General features: G+C 69.9%; 21 protein-coding genes. 12 read left to right on the forward strand and 9 right to left on the reverse strand.

Going from position 1 to position 19278, the window contains the following annotated elements:
• Both ACIQD6_RS10250 and ACIQD6_RS10255 read left to right on the forward strand, forming a co-directional pair.
• Window positions 1-1272, forward strand: a complete 1272-nt coding sequence (locus ACIQD6_RS10250) for a glucarate dehydratase family protein (RefSeq protein ID WP_401880384.1) — start codon at window positions 1-3, stop codon at window positions 1270-1272.
• Window positions 1273-1470: 198 nt separating this feature from the next.
• Window positions 1471-1932, forward strand: a complete 462-nt coding sequence (locus ACIQD6_RS10255; RefSeq protein WP_401880386.1) for a hypothetical protein — start codon at window positions 1471-1473, stop codon at window positions 1930-1932.
• A gap of 139 nt (window positions 1933-2071) precedes the next feature.
• Here ACIQD6_RS10255 and ACIQD6_RS10260 read toward each other — a convergent pair whose 3' ends face one another.
• Window positions 2072-2704, reverse strand: coding sequence for a TetR/AcrR family transcriptional regulator (locus tag ACIQD6_RS10260; RefSeq protein WP_401880387.1), 633 nt, complete (start codon window positions 2702-2704; stop codon window positions 2072-2074).
• A gap of 84 nt (window positions 2705-2788) precedes the next feature.
• Here ACIQD6_RS10260 and ACIQD6_RS10265 point away from each other — a divergent pair, with 84 nt between their 5' ends.
• The 4 genes from ACIQD6_RS10265 to ACIQD6_RS10280 all read left to right on the forward strand — a co-directional run bounded on the left by ACIQD6_RS10265 (window position 2789) and on the right by ACIQD6_RS10280 (window position 6447).
• Window positions 2789-3733, forward strand: coding sequence for an aldo/keto reductase (locus ACIQD6_RS10265; RefSeq protein WP_401880389.1), 945 nt, complete (start codon window positions 2789-2791; stop codon window positions 3731-3733).
• Window positions 3734-3926: 193 nt separating this feature from the next.
• On the forward strand, window positions 3927-4802 hold the full coding sequence (locus ACIQD6_RS10270) for an ABC transporter substrate-binding protein (RefSeq protein ID WP_401880391.1): 876 nt from the start codon (window positions 3927-3929) through the stop codon (window positions 4800-4802).
• Complete coding sequence (locus ACIQD6_RS10275; protein ID WP_401880393.1) at window positions 4799-5677, forward strand: amino acid ABC transporter permease; 879 nt, start codon at window positions 4799-4801, stop codon at window positions 5675-5677. The genes ACIQD6_RS10270 and ACIQD6_RS10275 overlap by 4 nt, the downstream gene beginning before the upstream one ends.
• Window positions 5674-6447, forward strand: a complete 774-nt coding sequence (locus ACIQD6_RS10280) for an amino acid ABC transporter ATP-binding protein (RefSeq protein ID WP_401880395.1) — start codon at window positions 5674-5676, stop codon at window positions 6445-6447. The genes ACIQD6_RS10275 and ACIQD6_RS10280 overlap by 4 nt, the downstream gene beginning before the upstream one ends.
• Before the next feature lie 131 nt (window positions 6448-6578).
• Here the strand turns inward: ACIQD6_RS10280 and ACIQD6_RS10285 are convergent, their stop codons facing one another.
• A complete protein-coding gene (locus tag ACIQD6_RS10285; protein ID WP_401880397.1) occupies window positions 6579-7097 on the reverse strand; it encodes a trypsin-like serine protease in 519 nt (172 codons plus the stop codon).
• Window positions 7098-7544: 447 nt separating this feature from the next.
• Here ACIQD6_RS10285 and ACIQD6_RS10290 point away from each other — a divergent pair, with 447 nt between their 5' ends.
• Window positions 7545-9011 (forward strand): tetratricopeptide repeat protein, encoded by a 1467-nt coding sequence (locus ACIQD6_RS10290; protein ID WP_401880398.1) that lies wholly within the window; start codon window positions 7545-7547, stop codon window positions 9009-9011.
• Between the two features lie 78 nt (window positions 9012-9089).
• Here ACIQD6_RS10290 and ACIQD6_RS10295 read toward each other — a convergent pair whose 3' ends face one another.
• On the reverse strand, window positions 9090-9518 hold the full coding sequence (locus ACIQD6_RS10295) for a hypothetical protein (RefSeq protein WP_401880400.1): 429 nt from the start codon (window positions 9516-9518) through the stop codon (window positions 9090-9092).
• 203 nt (window positions 9519-9721) lie between these two features.
• On the opposite strand from ACIQD6_RS10295, the gene ACIQD6_RS10300 reads away from it, so the two are divergent.
• Window positions 9722-10378: a molybdopterin-dependent oxidoreductase gene (locus tag ACIQD6_RS10300; protein ID WP_401880401.1), complete on the forward strand. Its 657-nt coding sequence runs from the start codon at window positions 9722-9724 to the stop codon at window positions 10376-10378.
• A 120-nt stretch (window positions 10379-10498) separates the two neighbouring features.
• Here the strand turns inward: ACIQD6_RS10300 and ACIQD6_RS10305 are convergent, their stop codons facing one another.
• Window positions 10499-11200 carry a 2-phosphosulfolactate phosphatase gene (locus ACIQD6_RS10305; protein WP_401880403.1) on the reverse strand — a complete coding sequence of 234 codons (702 nt, stop codon included), beginning with the start codon at window positions 11198-11200 and terminating at the stop codon, window positions 10499-10501.
• Between the two features lie 256 nt (window positions 11201-11456).
• Complete coding sequence (locus ACIQD6_RS10310; protein ID WP_401880404.1) at window positions 11457-11825, reverse strand: hypothetical protein; 369 nt, start codon at window positions 11823-11825, stop codon at window positions 11457-11459.
• A gap of 26 nt (window positions 11826-11851) precedes the next feature.
• On the opposite strand from ACIQD6_RS10310, the gene ACIQD6_RS10315 reads away from it, so the two are divergent.
• From ACIQD6_RS10315 to ACIQD6_RS10330, 4 genes are all read left to right on the forward strand, one after another.
• Window positions 11852-11989: a hypothetical protein gene (locus ACIQD6_RS10315; RefSeq protein ID WP_401880405.1), complete on the forward strand. Its 138-nt coding sequence runs from the start codon at window positions 11852-11854 to the stop codon at window positions 11987-11989.
• A gap of 466 nt (window positions 11990-12455) precedes the next feature.
• Window positions 12456-12995 (forward strand): hypothetical protein, encoded by a 540-nt coding sequence (locus ACIQD6_RS10320; RefSeq protein WP_401880406.1) that lies wholly within the window; start codon window positions 12456-12458, stop codon window positions 12993-12995.
• Between the two features lie 2 nt (window positions 12996-12997).
• A complete protein-coding gene (locus tag ACIQD6_RS10325; RefSeq protein WP_401880792.1) occupies window positions 12998-13378 on the forward strand; it encodes a tail fiber domain-containing protein in 381 nt (126 codons plus the stop codon).
• A 26-nt stretch (window positions 13379-13404) separates the two neighbouring features.
• Window positions 13405-14175, forward strand: coding sequence for a 2OG-Fe(II) oxygenase (locus ACIQD6_RS10330; RefSeq protein ID WP_401880408.1), 771 nt, complete (start codon window positions 13405-13407; stop codon window positions 14173-14175).
• A gap of 86 nt (window positions 14176-14261) precedes the next feature.
• Here ACIQD6_RS10330 and ACIQD6_RS10335 read toward each other — a convergent pair whose 3' ends face one another.
• The 4 genes from ACIQD6_RS10335 to ACIQD6_RS10350 all read right to left on the reverse strand — a co-directional run bounded on the left by ACIQD6_RS10335 (window position 14262) and on the right by ACIQD6_RS10350 (window position 19240).
• Window positions 14262-15950 (reverse strand): adenine deaminase, encoded by a 1689-nt coding sequence (locus ACIQD6_RS10335; RefSeq protein ID WP_401880410.1) that lies wholly within the window; start codon window positions 15948-15950, stop codon window positions 14262-14264.
• A 196-nt stretch (window positions 15951-16146) separates the two neighbouring features.
• A complete protein-coding gene (locus ACIQD6_RS10340; protein ID WP_401880412.1) occupies window positions 16147-17124 on the reverse strand; it encodes a nucleoside hydrolase in 978 nt (325 codons plus the stop codon).
• Window positions 17121-18167: an ABC transporter substrate-binding protein gene (locus ACIQD6_RS10345; protein ID WP_401880414.1), complete on the reverse strand. Its 1047-nt coding sequence runs from the start codon at window positions 18165-18167 to the stop codon at window positions 17121-17123. Before ACIQD6_RS10345 ends, ACIQD6_RS10340 begins: the two co-directional genes overlap by 4 nt.
• The gene (locus tag ACIQD6_RS10350; RefSeq protein WP_401880415.1) at window positions 18164-19240 is read right to left on the reverse strand and encodes an ABC transporter ATP-binding protein; all 1077 of its coding nucleotides are present in this window, start codon (window positions 19238-19240) and stop codon (window positions 18164-18166) included. Before ACIQD6_RS10350 ends, ACIQD6_RS10345 begins: the two co-directional genes overlap by 4 nt.
• Window positions 19241-19278 lie beyond the last annotated feature (38 nt).

Below are 19278 nucleotides of genomic sequence, written 5' to 3' on the forward strand. Positions count from 1 at the left end.
ATGAGCGCCGAACAGCTGCGGATCTCCGCCGTCACCATCACGCCCGTCGCCTTCCGCGACCCGCCGCTCCTCAACTCGGTCGGTGTCCACGAACCGTTCGCCCTGCGCGCGATCGTCGAAGTGCGCACCGACGGCGGGCTCACCGGACTCGGCGAGACCTACGCCGACGCCAGGCATCTGGAACGGCTCCAGGCCGTGGCGGAGGGGATCGTCGGACTCGACGTCTACGCCACCGAGGAACTGCACCGGCGCGTCGGCGAGGTCATCGCCCGGGTCGGCGGTGTCGGCGGCTCCGGTCTGACCGGGATGGTCACCACCAGCAGCACCGTCGACCGGGTGCACTCCCCGTTCGAGGTCGCGCTGCTCGACATCCAGGGGCAGGCGTGCGGCCGGCCCGTCTCCGATCTCCTCGGCGGCGCCGTGCGCGCGTCGGTGCCCTTCAGCGCCTATCTGTTCTACAAGTGGGCGAGCCACCCCGGTGCCGACCCGGACGAGTGGGGCGCGGCGCTGGATCCCGACGGGGTGGTGGCGCAGGCCCGGCGCATGGTCGACGAGTACGGATTCACCGCGATCAAGCTCAAGGGCGGGGTCCTGCCGCCCGAGGAGGAGGTCGAGGCAGTACGGGCGCTGCGCGCCGAGTTCCCGGACCACCCGCTGCGGCTCGACCCGAACGCCGCCTGGACGGTGCCCACCTCCATCGAGGTCGGCCGGGCACTCGACGGTGTGCTGGAGTATCTGGAGGACCCGACACCGGGCATCGAGGGCATGGCCGCCGTCGCCCGCGAGGTGTCGATGCCGCTGGCGACCAACATGTGCGTCGTGGCCTTCGACGAGCTCCACTCCTCGGTGGCGGTGGACGCCGTGCAGGTCATCCTCTCCGACCACCACTACTGGGGCGGACTGCGCCGCTCCAAACTCCTCTCCGGGATCTGCGACACCTTCGGCATGGGCCTGTCCATGCACTCGAACTCGCATCTGGGCATCAGCCTCGCGGCGATGACCCATCTCGCGGCGGCCACCCCCAACCTCACCTACGCCTGTGACACCCACTGGCCGTGGAAGACCGAGGACGTCATCGAGCCCGGTGTCCTGTCGTTCAAGGACGGCTCGGTGGCGGTGCCCACCAGTCCCGGCCTCGGCGTCACGCTCGACCGCGACGCCCTGGGGACCCTGCACGAGCAGTACCTGACCAGCGGTCTGCGCAACAGGGATGACACCGGCTACATGCGCACCATTCACCCGACCTACCGGGCCACCATCCCGCGCTGGTAAGGGAAGAGAAGGAAGGATTCAGGCCCGGCGGGGCGCCGAGGGTGACACGGGCGCTCCGGCTGGCCTGAGCCGTACGACCGGAGCTCTCGGCCCGTGGCCGATCACTCCGTAGGGAGCGGGCCGCCGATACGGGTACCGTGAAGGTGTACCGATTCCCGTGGGCCTCCTGGTGGGCTGCGTGACCCCAGGAGGAGCAGCATGACGACGAACCGCGGACGCAAGGACGTCATCCGGGACCGGATGGCCGCGACCGGTGAGTCGTACAACGTCGCCGCCCGCAATTTCAAGGCGATGAAGGACATGGGCGCCACCCGGGAGGCCGTACTCATCCAGCGCTGGCGGCCGGCGGACTCCTTCGACGTGCCCTGTCCGTGCGGCGGGACCTGCGAGCCCGGTGAGAAGTGCGACCACTGCCACGCGCGGCACCGGCATGTGAAGCGGTACCCCGGCAGCGTCACGGACGTGGAGACCTGGGCGGACCGGTACGAATGCACCGGGTGCTCGTCCTCGTACACCCTGAACGTCCAGCTGACCGGCCGCCCGTGGGGCGTCGCCGAGACCGTGATCCAGGGCGGGGCGGCGGAGCCGGTCGTCCGGGTCCGGGTGTTCCCCGGCATCGTGCATCCGCTGCTGCGCCCCGAGTCGCCCGAAGAGGTCTGATCGCGCGCGGTCACGGTTCGCCCCTCCCCCACGCTTCCGACAGCGCTGAGGCATCTCTTGCACGGGAGGAGAATGAATTTCGGGCAGCGCGGCGCCTGAACTCCTGGACGGCGAGGCGGTGTCACCGTACGGGGGGCGCTCAGCCGGTGGTGCCGCTCCCTTCGTCTTTCGGGCGCAGCGCGTCGACAACGAGGTCGAGGAGTCGACCGGTCTGCTCCGGAGTACCGCCGGCTGCCGTGGAGAGGAACACTCCGAGGAGCATCGTGGTGACGTCCTCGGGCTCGACATCCGCGCGAAGCGAACCCGCTCGCGCTCCCTTCGCGAGGATCACCCGGATCGCGGCGGTGATGCGCTCCCGTGTGGCCGGTGTCGCCATGCGTCCCGAGGCCCAGCCGGTGCGGAGCGTGTCGATCATCCCGCGCTTCGTCGCGACGAACACCGCGTAGCGGTCCATCCACGCACGGAGCGCGATCTCGGGCGGGAACTCGTCGAGCAGAGCGGGCGCGCTCGTGGCGACATCGTCGAGTTCCGCGCCGTAGACAGCCTCGACGAGTGCCTCGCGGGTGGGGAAATGGCGGTAGAGCGTACCGATTCCGACCCCTGCCTCGCGGGCGATCCCCTCAAGCGGGACCGTGTCGTCGGCAGCCGCAAAAGCTGCCCGCGCGACAGCGACGAGCTTCTCGCGGTTGCGTCGCGCGTCGGCGCGGACCGGCCGGTCCGCGGCGGGCGAGCCGGCTTGGGCGTCGGTGGGTATCGGTTCGGGCGGACTCAAAACGGAGGCACCTCCGGTAGTGCTACAGTCCAATGAACGGAGGGACCTCCGTTTCCCTCATCATCGCACGAGGACGGGGCTCGCATGGCACCCAGCAGCACTCCTTCCCCCGAGGTCACGGCCACCGGCGTACCGCGTCCGGGAGGCCCCGGCCCGCTCGCCGGCCGGACCGTCTCCCGTATCGGATATGGGGCGATGCAGCTCGAACGCCTGCGCGGCGACCGGCGCGCCGCCATCGCGCTGCTGCACCGCGCGGTCGAGCTCGGCGTCGACCACATCGACACCGCCCAGTTCTACGGTGACGGTCTCGCCAACGGCCTCATCCAGGAAGCGCTCCGCCCCGAGGACGGCGTCCTCGTCGTCAGCAAGATCGGCGCCGACCCCAGCCCCGGCGGCCCCGCCCCGCTCCGTCCGGCGCAACGGCCCGAGGAACTCCGGGCGAGCGTCGAGGACAACCTCAGGAGCCTCGGTGTCGACCAGGTCCCGGTCGTGAACCTGCGGCGCATGGACGCCGGGCCCGGTCTCCTGGCCGAGGGGGACCAGGTGGTCGACTTCGACGACCAGCTCGGGGTGATGACGGCGATGCGCGACGAGGGGAAGATCGGCGCGATCGGTCTGAGCAGCGTGACACTGGAGGGACTGCGCCGGGCGATCCCGGCGGGCATCGTCTGCGTGCAGAACGCCTACAGCCTTGTCACGCGCGACGACGAGGACATGCTCCAGGCCTGCGTCACCGAAGGGATCGGCTGGGTACCGTACTTCCCGCTCGGCGGTGCGTTCCCCGGCATCCCGAAGGTGACCGACGAGCCGGCGGTCCGCGCCGCGGCTCGGTCCCTCGGCAGCACTCCGTCGCAGGTAGGCCTCGCCTGGCTGCTTCGGCACTCCCCGAACGTACATCTCATCCCCGGCACCGCGAACCTGGAGCACCTCGAAGCGAACGTCGCCGCGGCCACGATCGTGCTCGACGACGCGACGCTCGCCGCGCTCGACGCCGTCCCGACGCGCTCGGCGGACACAACACTCGGGTAACTCAAGCCAGTTCGTACGGAAAGGGACGGAAGGTGGGGGTTCCACCGCGGGTGGCGAGCACAACACCGGCGTACCGGCGGGCGACGCGGGCCTCCGGAGCAGCCAGGCAAGCCACCGCAACACCCATTTCCACCATACGGACAGCGGCCACGTCATCTCGACAGACGGGCCCGGCCACTGCAAGTCTCCCGCTATGCATTTCCTCAACCGCTCCCTGGCCACCGCCCTTTGCTCCGTCGTCGCCCTCTGCGCCGCCCTCACGAGCTGTTCCCCGCAACCGGAGGAGAAAGCGTCGGGCGAGAAGGGCGCGACGAAGTCCTGCGTACCCGGCGGGCTCGCCACCGAGGTACCGGGGAAGCTGACCGTCGGCACCGACAAGCCCGCGTACGCCCCCTGGTTCGCCGACGACAAGCCGTCCAACGGCAAGGGATTCGAGTCGGCGGTGGCGTATGCCGTGGCCGACCGGCTCGGCTACGGCCGCGATGCGGTGGTCTGGCAGAACGTGCCGTTCAACAGCTCGTTCGCGCCCGGCGCCAAGAAGTTCGACTTCGACATCAACCAGGTCTCCATCAGCGAGGCGCGCAAAAAGGCCGTCGCCTTCTCCTCCGGCTACTACGACGTACGCCAGGCCGTGGTCGCGCTGAAATCGTCGAAGGCCGCGAAGGCGAAGAGCACGGCCGACCTCAAGGGCGTGAAGCTGGGCGCCCAAGTGGGCACCACCAGCCTCGACTTCATCAATGATCTGGTGAAGCCCACCCAGCGGCCCGCCGTCTACCAGAAGAACGACTTCGCCAAGTTGGCGTTGAAGAGCGGCCAGGTGGACGCCATCGTCGTGGACCTGCCCACCGCGTTCTACATCACCGGGGCCGAGGTGCCCGAGGCGAAGGTCGTCGGTCAGTTCCCGAACTCCCCGGACAACTCCGAGCAGTTCGGTCTCGTGCTCGACAGGGAGAGCGAGCTCACCTCCTGTGTGAGCGGCGCCGTGGACGCTCTCCGGAAGGACGGCACTCTCGCCGCCCTGGAGAAGAAGTGGCTCTCCGAGGCCGTCGACGCACCGGTGCTCACATGACACCGCACAAGACACTCGGCGGTGAGGACGTCTACGTCCCTTCGGAGCGCCGCATCGCCCGCGAACGTCACCGCCGTGCCCGCACCCGGCGCGCGACGGCGATCGCCGCGATCAGCACCCTCGTGACGGGCGCCGTGCTGTTCGTCCTGATCACCAACTCCCCGGGCTGGGCCCGCACCAAGGAGACGTTCTTCAGCGCCCACTACGCGCGCGTGGCGCTCCCGCAGGTCCTGGAGGGCCTGTGGCTCAATCTGCGGCTGCTGGCGGTGTGCGGCGTCGCCGCGCTGGTGCTCGGCCTGCTGCTGGCGGTGGCACGCACCCTGCGCGGGCCGGTGTTCTTCCCGGTGCGGGCGCTGGCCACCGCCTACACGGACTTCTTCCGTGGACTACCGCTCATCATCTGCCTGTTGATGGTGGTCTTCGGAGTGCCCGCGCTGCGCCTCCAGGGGGTGACCACCGATCCCGTGCTGCTGGGCGGCAGCGCCCTCGTACTGACCTACTCGGCGTACGTCGCGGAGGTCTTCCGGGCGGGCATCGAGTCCGTGCACCCCTCACAACGGGCGGCGGCCCGCTCCCTCGGACTCAGCAGCGGCCAGGCGCTGCGCTTCGTCGTGCTGCCCCAGGCGGTGCGCCGTGTCGTGCCGCCGCTCCTCAACGACCTCGTGTCTCTCCAGAAGGACACCGGTCTCGTGTCGATCGCCGGCGCCGTCGACGCCGTGTACGCGGCGCAGATCATCGCGAGCAAGGACTTCAACTACACCCCGTACGTCGTCGCGGGTCTGGTCTTCGTCGCGCTGACCATCCCGATGACCCGGCTCACCGACTGGGTGACGGCCCGGATGGACCGGCGGCGGGCACAGGGAGGAATCGTATGAGCGTGGCACCGGCCGCCGCACCGGGGGCTCCCGTGCTGCGGATGGAGGCGGTTCGCAAGTCGTTCGGCACCTCGCTGGTGCTGCGGGACGTGGACCTGGAGGTCGCCCCGCACACGGTGACCGCGCTGATCGGCGCGTCGGGGTCCGGGAAATCGACCCTGTTGCGCTGCGCCAACCTCCTGGAGGAGATCGATGACGGGGCCATCTGGCTGGAGGGCGAGGAGATCACCGATCCGCGGACCGACCCGGACACGGTGCGCCGCCGGATCGGGGTGGTGTTCCAGGCCTACAACCTCTTTCCGCACCTGACCGTTCTGCAGAACATCACGCTGGCCCCACAGCGCGTCCACGGCCTCTCCCGGTCGGAGGCCGACGAACGCGCCCGCGAACTGCTGGAACGGCTCGGGCTCGGGGCGAAGGCAGACGAGTACCCGGACCGGCTCAGCGGCGGACAGCAGCAACGGGCGGCGATCGTACGGGCGCTGGCGGTACGCCCCCGACTGCTGCTCCTGGACGAGATCACGGCCGCGCTGGACCCGGAGCTGGTGGGCGAGGTGCTCGGCCTCGTACGCGAGGTGAAGGACGAGGGCATGACCATGGTCATCGCCACCCACGAGATGGCTTTCGCCCGTGAGGTCGCCGATCAGGTCTGCTTCCTGGACGCCGGAGTGGTGCTGGAGCGCGGCACTCCGGAGGAGGTCTTCGGCGGCCCTCGGGAGGAGCGCACCCAGCGGTTCCTGCGGAGGATCGTCGAGGCGGGGCGGCTGTAAGGAGTCCTTGCGCAAGGGGTCCTTGTGGGCAGGGCCCAGCGGGACATGCCGTGGCGGAGGGCGGTTGCCGTTGCCGGGTTCGGCAACCGCCCTCCGGTTCCGGGTGCGTCGCGAGGGTCAAGGCGTGAGGGTCAGGAGGCGATCCAGATGCCGAAGTCCCGCCAGGCGGTGCCGAAGTCCTGGAAGCCGAGGCGGGCGCCGGCGGAGCGGGTAGCCGTGCCCTTGGCTATGGCGCCGCCGCTCGCGGAGGCCGAGTAGAGGGGCCCGCCGCTGTCACCGGGCCGGGCGGCCGTCTGGCCGTTCATCTGTTCGGCCTCGACCAGGTCCTCGGAGTCGTTGTAGAAGAAGAGGACCTTGATATTGCAGATCGCACCGCCGACGACCCCGGCGCTGGTGGCGCCGGACTCGCAGAGGAACTCGCCGGGGTAGACCCAGTCCCAGCCGTCGACGCGCACACCCACGTTGTCGTTCGAGTTCCCTGTGTAGATGAAGTTGGTGACGTCGGAGCTCTGGACGAGCATGATGTCGTGGGTCTTGTTGATCTTGGACGGGGTGCCGATGCAGGAACCCCCGCCCGTGGTGAAGGGGTCGCCGAAGTCGCCGCAATGCCCCGCGGTGAGCAGATACTCCACTCCCGAACTGTCGGTCACACCGAAGCCGGAGGTGCAGCCTGCGCGAGGCTGCCAGATCCGCGCCCCACCCCACCAGGGGGACCAGTCGTTCTCGCGGGAGACCTGCCCGAGGCGCGGTTCCCCGAGGCAACTGCGGAGACTCCTGGAACGGGCCCCTTCGGCACCGACCGTGCTGGTCTCAGCGGGGAACGGCTACCGGCTGACGGCCCCCTCGTCCGCACTGGACGCGCTGCAGGCGGAGTCCCTGATCGGCGAGGCGGCCCGCGCACGCGACGGCGGACGCGTGGAGAAGGCGAGCGGTCTACTGACGGACGCCCTGGCCCTGTGGCGGGGAGACTCACGGCCGGTACCCGGCTGGCACAAGCCTCCCTGCGAAGCACATCAAGCTCCGAGGGCACGTTGTGGCGCTTCGGTCCGTCACCTGTGCCGGATGTTCCTGTGGGAGGCTCGTTAGGGTTCGACCATATGACCGACCGTGTTCTGGAACTCCTGCGCACCCGCCCCGATCTGGCCGAACTGGCCGCGTTTCCGTTCGAGTTCGATGTGGACAGTGCGTACCACGTCGAGGAGGTGCACCTGGCGTCCGGTGCGTCGCTGGAGCCGATCGCCGGCGACGACGCCGGTGGTACGTACTTCCTGTGCGGGGGAACCGCCGTGCTCCACGCGTCCTCCGAGGGAGACGCCTCGTTGCTCGCCGACAGTGTCGGCGAGGCTCTCGAGATCCTCGTCAGGCTGCCCGCATGGTGCGAGAACATCTCCGCCGAGCTGGACGAGGAGAGCCTGCTCGCCGAAATACGTGCGGCGGACGACGAAGCGCGGGAGGAGTTCGTTCCCGACCTGGACGCGCGGCGAGCGGCGTTGATCAGCGGTCTGGGGCTGCCGCACCGGCCGCTGGTCGAACTCCTCGCCATGTCGGAGTCGGCCACCAGGCGCACCGAGCCGGACTTCGTCCTGCTCAACTCCCACGAGCTCTGCGCGTACCGGCTGGACGAGTCCTTCCGGCAGCCCCTGCGCGACATCGTCCTCGGCCCGGGACGGGAGGCGCTGGAACGGATGCGCTCCGGCGACCTCGGCGCGTGGGAGGAGGCGGCCGCGGATCCGATACTGCGGGCGGGTGTGCTGCGCGCGGCGCGGTACGACCGCCGTGACGGCGACCTGCCGCTGCTGCGTTTCCTCCTGGAGCACGAGAGCGCCGCGCGGACCGAGTGGTACGAGGAGCGCCGGTCGGCCGCGGTACTGGTGGCTTCGTACGGGCAGGACAGGGACGTTCCACTGCTGCGGTCGGCCACTGCCGGGCAGGTCACCGACAGCGCCGGCGCCGTGGAGTGGGCCCGCGCCGAGGAGGCGAAGCGGCACGGTCGGGATGTGATCGCGGAGAGCGAGTTCACCTGGATCGACCTGGCCCACCGGCAGGGTCGTCTCGAACACGCCCGGGTCGCGCTCATCCGCATGCTGGACGACACGGGCCCGGACGCGGACCGGCTCCGGGAGCTGAGCCGCGCGCTGGAACGTATCGGCGACCACGCCCAGGCGGCCCGTGCCCAGTTCAACCTCCTCTCGCTTCAGGACACGGCTCGGGACCGGGCCTCGGAGGCCTGTGTCCTCGCCCGCCTGGAGCGCCGCAAGGGCGATCTCGCGGCCGCGGGGCGGGCGCTGGAGCGGGCACGGGCCGCGGTCGGCGCCGACGGCACCACACCGGACGGAGAGGTGCCCCAGTGGCACCGTCTGGGGCTCGGCCGACTGATCACGGAGCAGCATTTGGAGCTGACGCTCGCAGCGGTCGAGGCGGGTGACGAGGAACTCGCACGTACGACGATGGAACACAGCAGGCTCCTGCTGGACGGCATCGGCAAGGAGTCGGCGAAGGCACTCAGCCGGCTGTCCACGCGGGCGAAATGGGCGGTGGCCGGTCTCCGCCCGCCCGCCGCCTGATGGCGAGAAGCGGCTGCGCATGGGCGCAGCGCACCAGACCGCGGAGACCGTCTGCTGCCCGGCCGGCCTCGCCCGCCCCTACGTCGCAGAACGACCACCCGGCCTGGCCCGCTCAATCCCGGCGGCCGGATACGGTGTCCGCTTGCTCGCGGTGAGCAGGCGGTGGTGGAACGCGTCCAGCACCATGGCGGCCCGGGCGTGCCGGTCGATGATCGCGGCGATCGCGGGCGGGGCCCCCTCGGAACTGTCACCCGCGATCCAGTCGCGCAGAAACGTCTCGTGCTCCACGTTGCCACGCACGCTGTCGGGCAGATGGTTCCGCAGCTCGATGTCCGTCAGCGGGACTCGCTTGACGAAGACCCGGGTCCCGCCCACCTTGAGCTCCGCCGTCCTGCCCCCGATGCCGGACCCGAGAGGGGTGGCCGCGGCCACGACTTCGCCGAGCCGGCGGTCGCTCAGCCGTGGTGCGGCCGGGTCCGTCGCGACGGACCCGGCCGCTCGGCGCACAGTACGCCCCCGCGTCGGCCCGAAGCACCCGGTCAGCAACGGTCCTGTGGCCGCAGGTGCGGTGAGGCCACTTCCGACCCGGTCGGCCTGCCGCCGCGGCGCACCCGTGGTGTGCCCCGGCCACGGCGTCGTGAGGAGTGAGCGCTTACGCTGCACGGGAACGTAGCCCGACAGGACGAGATCGGACGAGATCAGCAGAGAGGGTGCAGACCGTGGCCGGTGAGTCTTCCTCCGGAGCCGAAACCTCCGATCGCATCCCTCCCGGGCAGCGTCCCGTGCACGGCTGGCCCGTTTCGCACTACGGCCCCGTCCCCCGCTTCCGGCCCGACCGCTGGAACCTGCGCACCTTCGGCGCCACCGCCTCCGGCGAGGTGCACGAGTGGGCCTTCGACGATCTGGCCGCGCTTCCCCGCGTCACGGTCGTCGCCGATCTGCACTGCGCGAGCGGCCCGACGTCCACCGGGCACGAGTGGTACGGGATCCCCGCCGCGTCCGTACTGGACCTGGTCCCGCCGGCACCGGAGGTCACGCACGTCATGGCCTGGGCGGAGTACGGCTACTCCGCCAACCTGCGCCTCAGCGATTTCACCTCGCCCGAGACCCTCATGGCCACACACCACAACGGCGAGCACCTCACCGCCGAACACGGCTTCCCCCTGCGCCTGGTCGTCCCTCATCTCTTCAGCTACAAGGGCCCCAAATGGCTGCGTGGCATCGAGTACATGACGGCCGACCGGCGCGGCTTCTGGGAGGAACGCGGCTATCACAACATCGCCGACCCCTGGCAGCAGCAGCGCTACTCCTACCAGGAGCAGGACCAGGAGCGAGAAGACGACGGACCCACTCCGGCGGGTTCCTGAGCTGCCCCGGGGAATAGGCGGTTGCCGATCCGGTGCCGGTCCTCAACGATCGCGGATCATGATGTCTCGGGGTAACTGGCTCTCGCACAGTGAGAGTTGGGCCGCGCCCCTCACCAACGATCAGGCCGGGGCATCCTCGGTCAGCGAAGGCATGGCGCACTGACGCAGAACCATGAGCGAGCCTTCCAAGGTCGCCACCATGGCAAAGGGGAACCGGTCGAGCTCAAGACAGAGTGCGACATCATCGGGATGGACTCCTTGACGCACACCCTCCGCCAGCTCGGCAGCGGCACGCGACTCGGCAGCGCGGCGGAGGAACTCAGCAGCATCTGTCCCAGCCTCGGTGACCCTCCGAGCGATGTATTGAGCACACGCCAGGTCCTCATCGGCCTGCCCGTCTTCGCCAGTGACCACGAACGTGACACGGTCACTCCTGCGTGTCCGCAAGAGCCGAGCCGTTGCCTCCGCCACCACGAAGCCGGCGCACAGCACCAGCGACGCCTCCTTGACCGCGAGGGCGCCGACCGTTCCTGCCGTGGTCTTCTGCACAATGGTCCGTCCGCCAAGGTCAACAGACCGCAGCAGGCCCGGCGAGTTGACGGCGTCGAACCCGGGCGCGGGCGGACCGTCCTTGAGCGCCACCCAGTCCGGGTGGCGAGCCTTGAGCGCCAGGGCGTCGTCCAGCGACTCAGCAAGAACGATCTTCTCCGCCCCCTGGGCAAAGGCCCAGGCAGCCACGGTGAAAGCACGCATGACGTCGACCACGACCGCCACGGACGGGGCTTCGACCAGCTCAGCGATACCAAGGAGACGAGCGTCCATTCCGTTCATGATCGCGCACGCCCGCCCCGAGACGCCCAGAGAGTGTTACGCATCACATCAACGGTCTCGGAATGCGACACCTCCGGCTGCCTGCGTCGCGCAGGCAGTCCGCAGCGACACACCTTCTCAATGGCCGCACCCGAGGGCGCCCTCGACGGCATACCGCGTACGTACGTCGAGACCATCGTGCCCCGCACCTCGTCGGACTCTCCGGCCGAAGGTGAACGAGAAGCTACCGCCCTCCGCATGCGTGCGCTCAGTTCCGCGCAAGCCCGCCGCCCTCGGCTGCGGCCGCCGAGGTGGACCAGTCGATGTGGTGGCCGTACGTCTGCCGCGTTTGCTCGCCGTTCGCCAGCCGAGGCAGGAGCAGCGGCATCAGCAGGTCGCGGAGGATCCGCCCGACCGGTCCCGCGGCTTTGTTGTTGTTGACCCGGGCGGCCTGCTTCACGATCCGTTCGACGCGAGGGCGGCGCAGCGCCTCGTACGCGGCGAAGGCACCCTCGATCGTGGGCAGATCACGCAGCGCCTTGGCCAGCTCCACGGCACCCTCGTCGGCCGCCTGGAGGACAAGAACGCCCTGCGCAAGGCCCCGCACCCCGAGGACGGCCGCAAGGTGGTGCTGCACTTCAACCAGGAGTTCGCGGCCGCAACATGCACTACTTCGCCGACCTCGTCGGTTCACTGCGGGAGCTGTGCGAGCAATACACGGACGAGCAACTGGCGGCCATCGTGTCCTTCATGAAGGAGGCGGCACGCCGACAGACGGAGGCGACGCAGAGGCTGACCTGATCCGGGACCCACGGGCCACTGAGCGCACAAGAACGGCCCGCCCAGCCGCGCCCACAATCCTCCGCCCCGACCGAGATCAGCTCAACGAGGCGCCCGGCCAGGGGAAACGAGACCACAGAAGCGAACCGGCTCTTGAGACCGGGCGTACCCCACCCGATGGCCCCAGGATGTGACGGCGGTGGCTGTCTGACGTAGTACTACCGGGCGAGCAAGCCCGAAGTCCCTGCCCTTCGGTAATCGCTCATGAGTTTGTCCGCATCGATCGCGTTCGTCACCATCCTGCTGGCCGTTCATCAGATCGCGCGAACTGGTGATAGTCAGCCAATTGGACCGGACGGGCGTGGATACGGTCGGTCACGCCGTCCGACAGAGGCGGCACCCGTCGCGTGCCGCACGCGCCCGGGCCGTCCAGGCCGTCATTGCGCCGGTACGGACTCGCACTCGGGCAGTTCCCATGGGAGTGGACATGAGTTTTGCAGGTCGCAAGACCGTCGCGGTACTGGCCGCGGCTCTGGCGTCGCTGGGCGCGGGAAGTACTGTCCCCGCGTCCGCGGCGGCCCCCTCGGCCGCGCCGTGCAGCGGGTCCGAGTGCCCCAGCCTGAAGCCGACCAGGCTCACGGCCAGCCAGGCCTCCCTGAATGTCACCCAGATGCAACTGGAGAACATCCACGCGATGGCGGCCGACGCGGTGACCGGAGAGCCCCTCCGCGGCGTCAGGATCGTGTTCGCCACCATCGGCGGCCGGACCCTGGGGGCGGCCTACACCGACTACGACGGCGTGGCCGCCATCACCGCACCGGAGAACCTGGGCGTCGGAACCGTCCAGGAGTTGCTGGGCGGCTACGAAGCCGCGATGGTCGGCGACGGCATCCACGCTCCGGCCGGGGCCCACGGAGCGATCACCATCGGCATCGACCAGGGCCCCGGTGTCCCGGGAGCCCCGTGCAGCGTCTGCAGTGACCGCGGGCTCAAGCAGGACGTGGTCCCGGTCGACTGGAGCCGGTGACGATGCGGATCTTCCACCGGCGGTCCCGCGCGGCCGACCACCGTGGCCCGGCCCTTCGCCGGACCGGCGCACGGGAGAAGGACGCTGTGGCCCCGGCCGGCGCGGTCAACGGCCACACGGTCCTGGAGACCGTGGCCGCGCTGCCCGTCAGTACCTGGCGCTACCTCTGGGAACCCGAAGACGTACGCCACCTCGGGCCGATGGCCCAGGACTGGCACGCCGCCTTCGGCTTCAACCAGGACGACACCACCATCCCCGTCGTCGACGGCCTGGGCGTCTCCCTGGTGTGCGTCCAGGCCCTGCACCGCCGTGTGGAAGAACTCTCGGCCGAAGTGGCTCGTCTGCGAAAAGCCGCGAGCGTACACCCGCCGGAGGCCACGTGACCTCGCGTTCCGGAAGGCAGAACACCATGACCAGACAGGGCACCTCGGCACGAGACGACACCACGACGGAACCGTCCGAGGCGACGGATCAACACTCTCCGGTGTGTACGGACGCGATCTGGCGACTTCCGGTGACGGTCTGCCGTATCACCCAGTTCCTGGGCGAGCGTACGGCGGGCACCTTGCTGGAACGCGCCATCGCCTCCACCGACAGCATGCTGAAGCCCTCCCTGATCCGGGACCGGGAGCTGGACCCCGGCTTCCGCCGGTCCCGGTCGTACCAGGACTTCGCCGCGCCCGAGTTGATGTCGGCCGTCGACGAGGTGGTGGAGGCTGTCGAGCACACGCTGGGAGTCTCCTGCCGGTACACCGAACCCAGCTACAGCCTCAACGTGCACAACGACGGCGACTTCTACCGGCCGCACCAGGACACCAGCGCCGAGTTCGCTCCCCGGCGTCTGCTCACATTCGTGTACTACCTGCATCGCACACCCCGGCCTTTCGGCGGGGGCGAGCTGCGGGTGTTCGACGCCGCCCTGCCTCTGCACACCAGGACCACCGGGAAGTGGGAGGAACGCACCTGGCGGGACTGGCAGCCCGAGCACGACAGCATCGTGTTCTTCCGGCCCACCGCCTGGCACGAGGTACGGCCGGTGAGCTGCCCGAGCAAACGGCACGCGGACAGCCGCTTCGCCGTCAACGGCTGGCTGTGCGCCCCTGCCCCCGCGACGGACAAGGCGGCGGTGCACCGCCCGGCGGCCGGGACTTCGGACTCACTCGTCCAGGGCAGCCTCTGACACGTTCACATCGACCCGAGCCGTACAGGCCCGAGCCGTCGGGCCGGGGAGACGATCTTCAAGCGAGAGATCGGCCGGCGCGGTGCTCACGTCAGGACAGCGGGCTCCCAGGCCCGGTCGACCACCCGTACCAGCCCCAGGTCGGTCAGCTTCACCTGCGGGGAGACCGGGAGAGTCATGGTCGAAATGGACATGAACGCGTTCCGGTGCACCCAGCCCCAGCGGTGCAGGGCGTCGCGGATCGCGGCCGCGCCGTGGGACACCTCCTCAGCGGGACGGTCGGACAGGACCCCGGCCACCGGCAGCGGCAAGTGCACCGGCTGATCGCCCGTGGCGATCACGCAGATCCCACCGTGTGAGGCGATGACACGGTTGGCGGCCTCTCGCAGCGCCGCGGACGTCGTGGCGGTCACCGTCAGGTTGTGGCTGTCGTGCGCGTACGTGGTGGCGACCGCTCCGTCGGACAGCTCGAAGCCGACCACGGGAGCCATCGTGCGCCGCCCGCTGCGGTGGTGGCGTTCGAACACCGCCAGTACCGCGGTACGGCCCTCCCATCGCACAACGCCGTCCCGCACCGGAAGGGCGACCTCGGCGGGCTCGGTGAACGTGTCCACCGGATTGACCCGCAGGGCCCGGAAGACGTGCTCGCCGTCCGGCAGGTCCACCGTCCAGGCACAGCCGTCCGCGTCCAGCGGGTCGAGGTGGACGGAGTCGGCGAAGGGGTTGCCGGACAGGTGTGCGGGGGCGCTCTCCTCGACCGGCTCGCCCCCGCAGACGACCGTGACCGGCGTGAAATCGGCCAGGTCGCGCAGCAGTACCAGATCCGCACGCCGTCCGGGGGCCACCACTCCGCGGTCGTCCAGGCCGAGGCGACGGGCCGGGTGCAGGGTCAGCGCGCGGAGTACCGTCAACGGGTCCATACCGGCACCGACGGCGACCCGCGCGATGTGGTCGAGGTGGCCGCGTTCGACGATGGCGTCCGCCGCGAGGTCATCGGTGACCAGGCAGAAGTCCGGCTGGACCGGCAGCATGGCGAGTCTGCTCACCAACTCCGGGGTGAGGCACTTCTCCTGGAGCATCAGCAACATGCCGAGCCGGGCCTTCTCGACCGCGACCTCCGGGGAGTTCTTGGTGTGGTCGGAGTCGATGCCCGCCCACAGGTACTCGCCCAGGTCGTCGCCGGAGAGATTGGGGCAGTGCCCGTCCAGTCGTACGCCCTTGGCACGCGCCGCGGCGACGATCTCACGCATCCGGCGGCTGCCGTCCACGACGGCCCTGTAGTCCATCACCTCGCCGAGCGTGGTGACACCCTCCCAGTCCAGCATGTCGGCGATGTCGGCGGCGCTGAGCGCGGCACCCGCCGTCTCGAAGCCCTCCAGGGCCGGCACGCACGAGGGCACCGCCCAGTGCATGGACTGCTGGGCACCGCGGCCCTGTTCGATCATCCAGGCCATCGCCTCGCGCCCGGCGACGTTGACGATCTCGTGCGGGTCGGCGAGCACCGTAGTCGTGCCGCGGGGCAGCGTGATCCGCGCGAACTCGCGCGGTGCGAGCAGCGAGCTCTCGATGTGCATGTGCGCGTCGATATAACCGGGCGCCACCAAAAGGCCGTCGGCGTCGATGACTTGGTTGGCGTCGATCTGTGTGCCGGGGCGCAACAGGGCGCGGATCAGGTCGCCGGTGATGGCGACATCGGCAGCGGTCTGTTCCCCGGTGTGTACGGAGACCACGCGGGCTCCGCGGATCAGCAGGTCGCAGTGGCTGGGCGCAGGCATCGACGGTTCTCTCGTTCGGTCGCGGCTTCGGTGATAAGCGTTGGGTCGTCGGGTTCGGTGGTGAGCGTCGGTCGTCGGGTTCGGCGGTGAGGTGGGTCGTCGGCTTCGGCGGTGAGCGTGGGTCGTCGGCTTCGGTTCGGCAGGGTCGGCGGACGTGTCGGTGTCGGCGGATCGCGACGGAGGCCCGATATCGGCCTCAGCGAATGGGCTCGTGGGCGCCGGCGCCGTAGTGGCGCAGCAGGCGGGAGACGAGGAAGGCACGGAAGGCGTCGGTGTCGACGCCTGTGGCCACCTTGGCGTTGTGCGGCAGCCCGGTGCGTCCGTGCACATCGGCGATCAGCTTGCCGCGGGAGAACTCGCCGCCGCACTCCACCGTCACCCAGGCGTCGGTCCACTCGATCAGGTCGGCGCGTACCGTGACGGCCACTGCCAACGCGTCGTGGACCGCGCAGGCGGCGACGCCGTGGCGCCGCTCGTACCGGGTGGCGAGGTGGTCGAGCATCCGGCCTGCCGCACCGGTGGCGGGCGCGCCGTCGGCCAGCAGCTGTTCGATGTCGGCCCGGGTCGTCAGCGCCTTGCGGGTCACGTCGAGCCCGACGATCCGCAGCGGCACCCCGGCCTCGGTCACGAACCGCGCGGCCTCGGGGTCGGCGAAGAAGTTGAACTCGGCCGACGGCGTGACATTGCCCGGTGCGAAGGCCGCCCCGCCCATCAGCACGATCTCCTTGATCGACGAGGCTGCCTCCGGGTGGGCGTGCAGCAGCGCGGCGATGTTGGTGAGCGGCGCGGTGGCGATCACGGTGGTTCCCGCGGGCCCTCCGTCCCGCAGCCGTGCGGCCAGCCATGCGACGGCGTGCGCCGGGTGCGGCGTACGCGCCGACGGAGGGAGATGTACGCCGCCGAGCCCGCCCGCGCCGTGCACGGGCTCGTCCGGGATGCGCACGGCACGGGCGATGGGCCCCGCATGCCCGCGTACCACTGGCACCCGCGCGTCCACACCGATCAGATCGCACAGCCGCAGCGCGTTGTCGACGACCTGCCCGATCCCGACGTTCCCGGCGACGGTGGTGATGCCGGTGACATCGAGTTCCGGCGACGCGAAGGCCAGCAGCAGTGCGACGGCGTCGTCGATTCCGGGGTCGCAGTCGATGACGACCGGCTGCGGGCGTGTCACCCGGACACCTCGCGCTGGAAGCGGTCGACCCACTCGTCGTTGTTCTTCACGGCCAGCTTCAGGTCGGGGACGGTGAAGCCGGCCGCCGTGGGGTCGGTCGCCGCGTCGCCCACCACGTCGGTGATCGCCGCGGGAATCGTGGCGTCCTTGTTGACCGGCTTGTCGTGGAAGGTCGCCGCGGCCTTCTCCTGGACCTTCGCCGACAGCAGGTAGTTGATGAACTTCTCCGCGCCTGCCTTGTTGCGCGCGCCCCTCACCAGCTGCGCGGTGTTGGAGACCACGTACCGGCCCTTGTCGAGGGGCGCCCAGGCGATCGGCTTGCCCGCCTTGACCGGGTCGATGGCGAACAGGTCGAGCGCCGGAGCCATCTCCACCTCGCCGCGGTCGAGCAGGCTGACGAGTTCGGTGCTGCGGCTGAAGTACTTCAGTACGTTGGGGGAGTTGGCGGAGAGCTTCTTGAACGCCGTGTCGGTGTCCTCGGGGCCCGAGCCGTAGGTCGCTCCGGTGGCGTAGAGGAAGGGCATTCCGGCGCTGGTCGAGATGTCGGGGACGGCGATCCTGCCCTTGTGCTCGGCCTTCCAGAGGTCCTTGATGCCGGGCGCCTTGTGGACCTTGTCGGTCCGGTAGAGCATGCCGAGCAGCTGGTACGTGTACGCGGGTGCGTAGCCGTCCTGGTTCTTGGCGAAGTCGTGGATCTTCGTGAGGTTGGGGACAGCCTGCGGGTCGATCTTGTCGAACAGGCCCTGTTCCTGGCCCCTTTGGGCGAACAGGTCGGAGATCATGGCGACGTCGACCGTCGGGGCGGTGCTGTTGATCTTGAGCTTGGTGAGCCGCTCGGCGTTGTCGCCGCTCTCGACCTCGACGTCGATGCCGGTCTCCTTCTCGAACGGCTTGACGATGTTCTTCTCGAACAGGTCGGCGCCGAAGCCGAAGGTGGAGACGGTCAGCTTCTTGGGGTTCTGTTCCCCCGAGGCCGATCCGGCGCAGCCTGCCAGGGGGAGGACCAGCAGGGTGGCGGCGGCGGTGGTGGCGAGTCGTCTCATGAGGTGGGCAGCTCCTGCTTCGTCCGGGGGAGGTCGATGGTGTGCGCGGAGGGGAGATGGAGACGCACCTGCCGGCCGGTGCGCAGTTCGAAGTCGCTGCTGGTGGCCAGGACGGTGCGGCCCTGGGATACGGCGGTGACGACGCAGTCGGTGCCGCGGAAGCGTACGGCGGTGAGCACGGCGTCCACCGTGGTGCCGCCGGAAGCCGTGCGGGGTTCGGAGGCAGTGTGGGATTCGGAGGCCGTGGGAGGCTCGGTGGCCGTGTGGGGCTCGGGGGCCGTGGGGGATTCGGGGCTGAGCACCTCGACATGCTCCGGCCGGATGGTGACCGTACGGCCGTCCGGCAGCTCGACGAAGTTCTCGTAACCGAGGAATTCGGCGACGAAGCGGCTGGCAGGGGCCCGGAACACCTCGCGCGGCGCACCCTGTTGGGCGACCGTGCCCTGATCGAGGATGACCATGTTGTCGGCGAGCTCCAGGGCCTCCTCCTGGTCGTGGGTGACCAGGATCGCGGTGAGCCCGGTCTCCTTCTGGATACGGGCGAGTTCCTGGCGCATCTGGATGCGCAGCCGCGCGTCGAGGTTGGACAGGGGCTCGTCGAGGAGGAGCACCGAGGGGCGTACGGCGATGGCGCGGGCCAGTGCGATGCGCTGCTGCTGGCCGCCGGACAGCTGCTTGGGCTTGCGGCCCGCGAGGTGGGACAGGCCGACCAGTTCCAGTGCCTCGCCCGTCCGGGTGCGCAGCTCGCCGTCCGGGATGCCCCGCATCTTCAGTCCGAAGGCGACGTTCTTCTCGACGGTCATGTGCGGGAAGAGCGCGTACGACTGGAAGACCATGCCGATGTTGCGGCGCTCCGGGGGGAGCCTGGTGGCGTCCTCGCCCTCCAGCAGAACGCGGCCCGCGGTGGGCTCAAGGAATCCGGCGATCATGCGCAGGGTGGTGGTCTTGCCGCAGCCGCTGGGGCCGAGCAGCGCAGTGAACTCCCCGCGGCGTACGGTCAGATCGAGCTCCCGTACCGCTGCCGTGCCCGCGAACTCCCGCGATACGGCGTCGAGTTGAACCACTGGAGTCATCGTCGTGTTCCTGTCGTCGCGTACTGTGCTCACTGGCT

It is taken from the genome of Streptomyces sp. NPDC088400, assembly GCF_044753355.1.
In the GTDB taxonomy this organism is placed as follows: Bacteria; Actinomycetota; Actinomycetes; order Streptomycetales; family Streptomycetaceae; genus Streptomyces.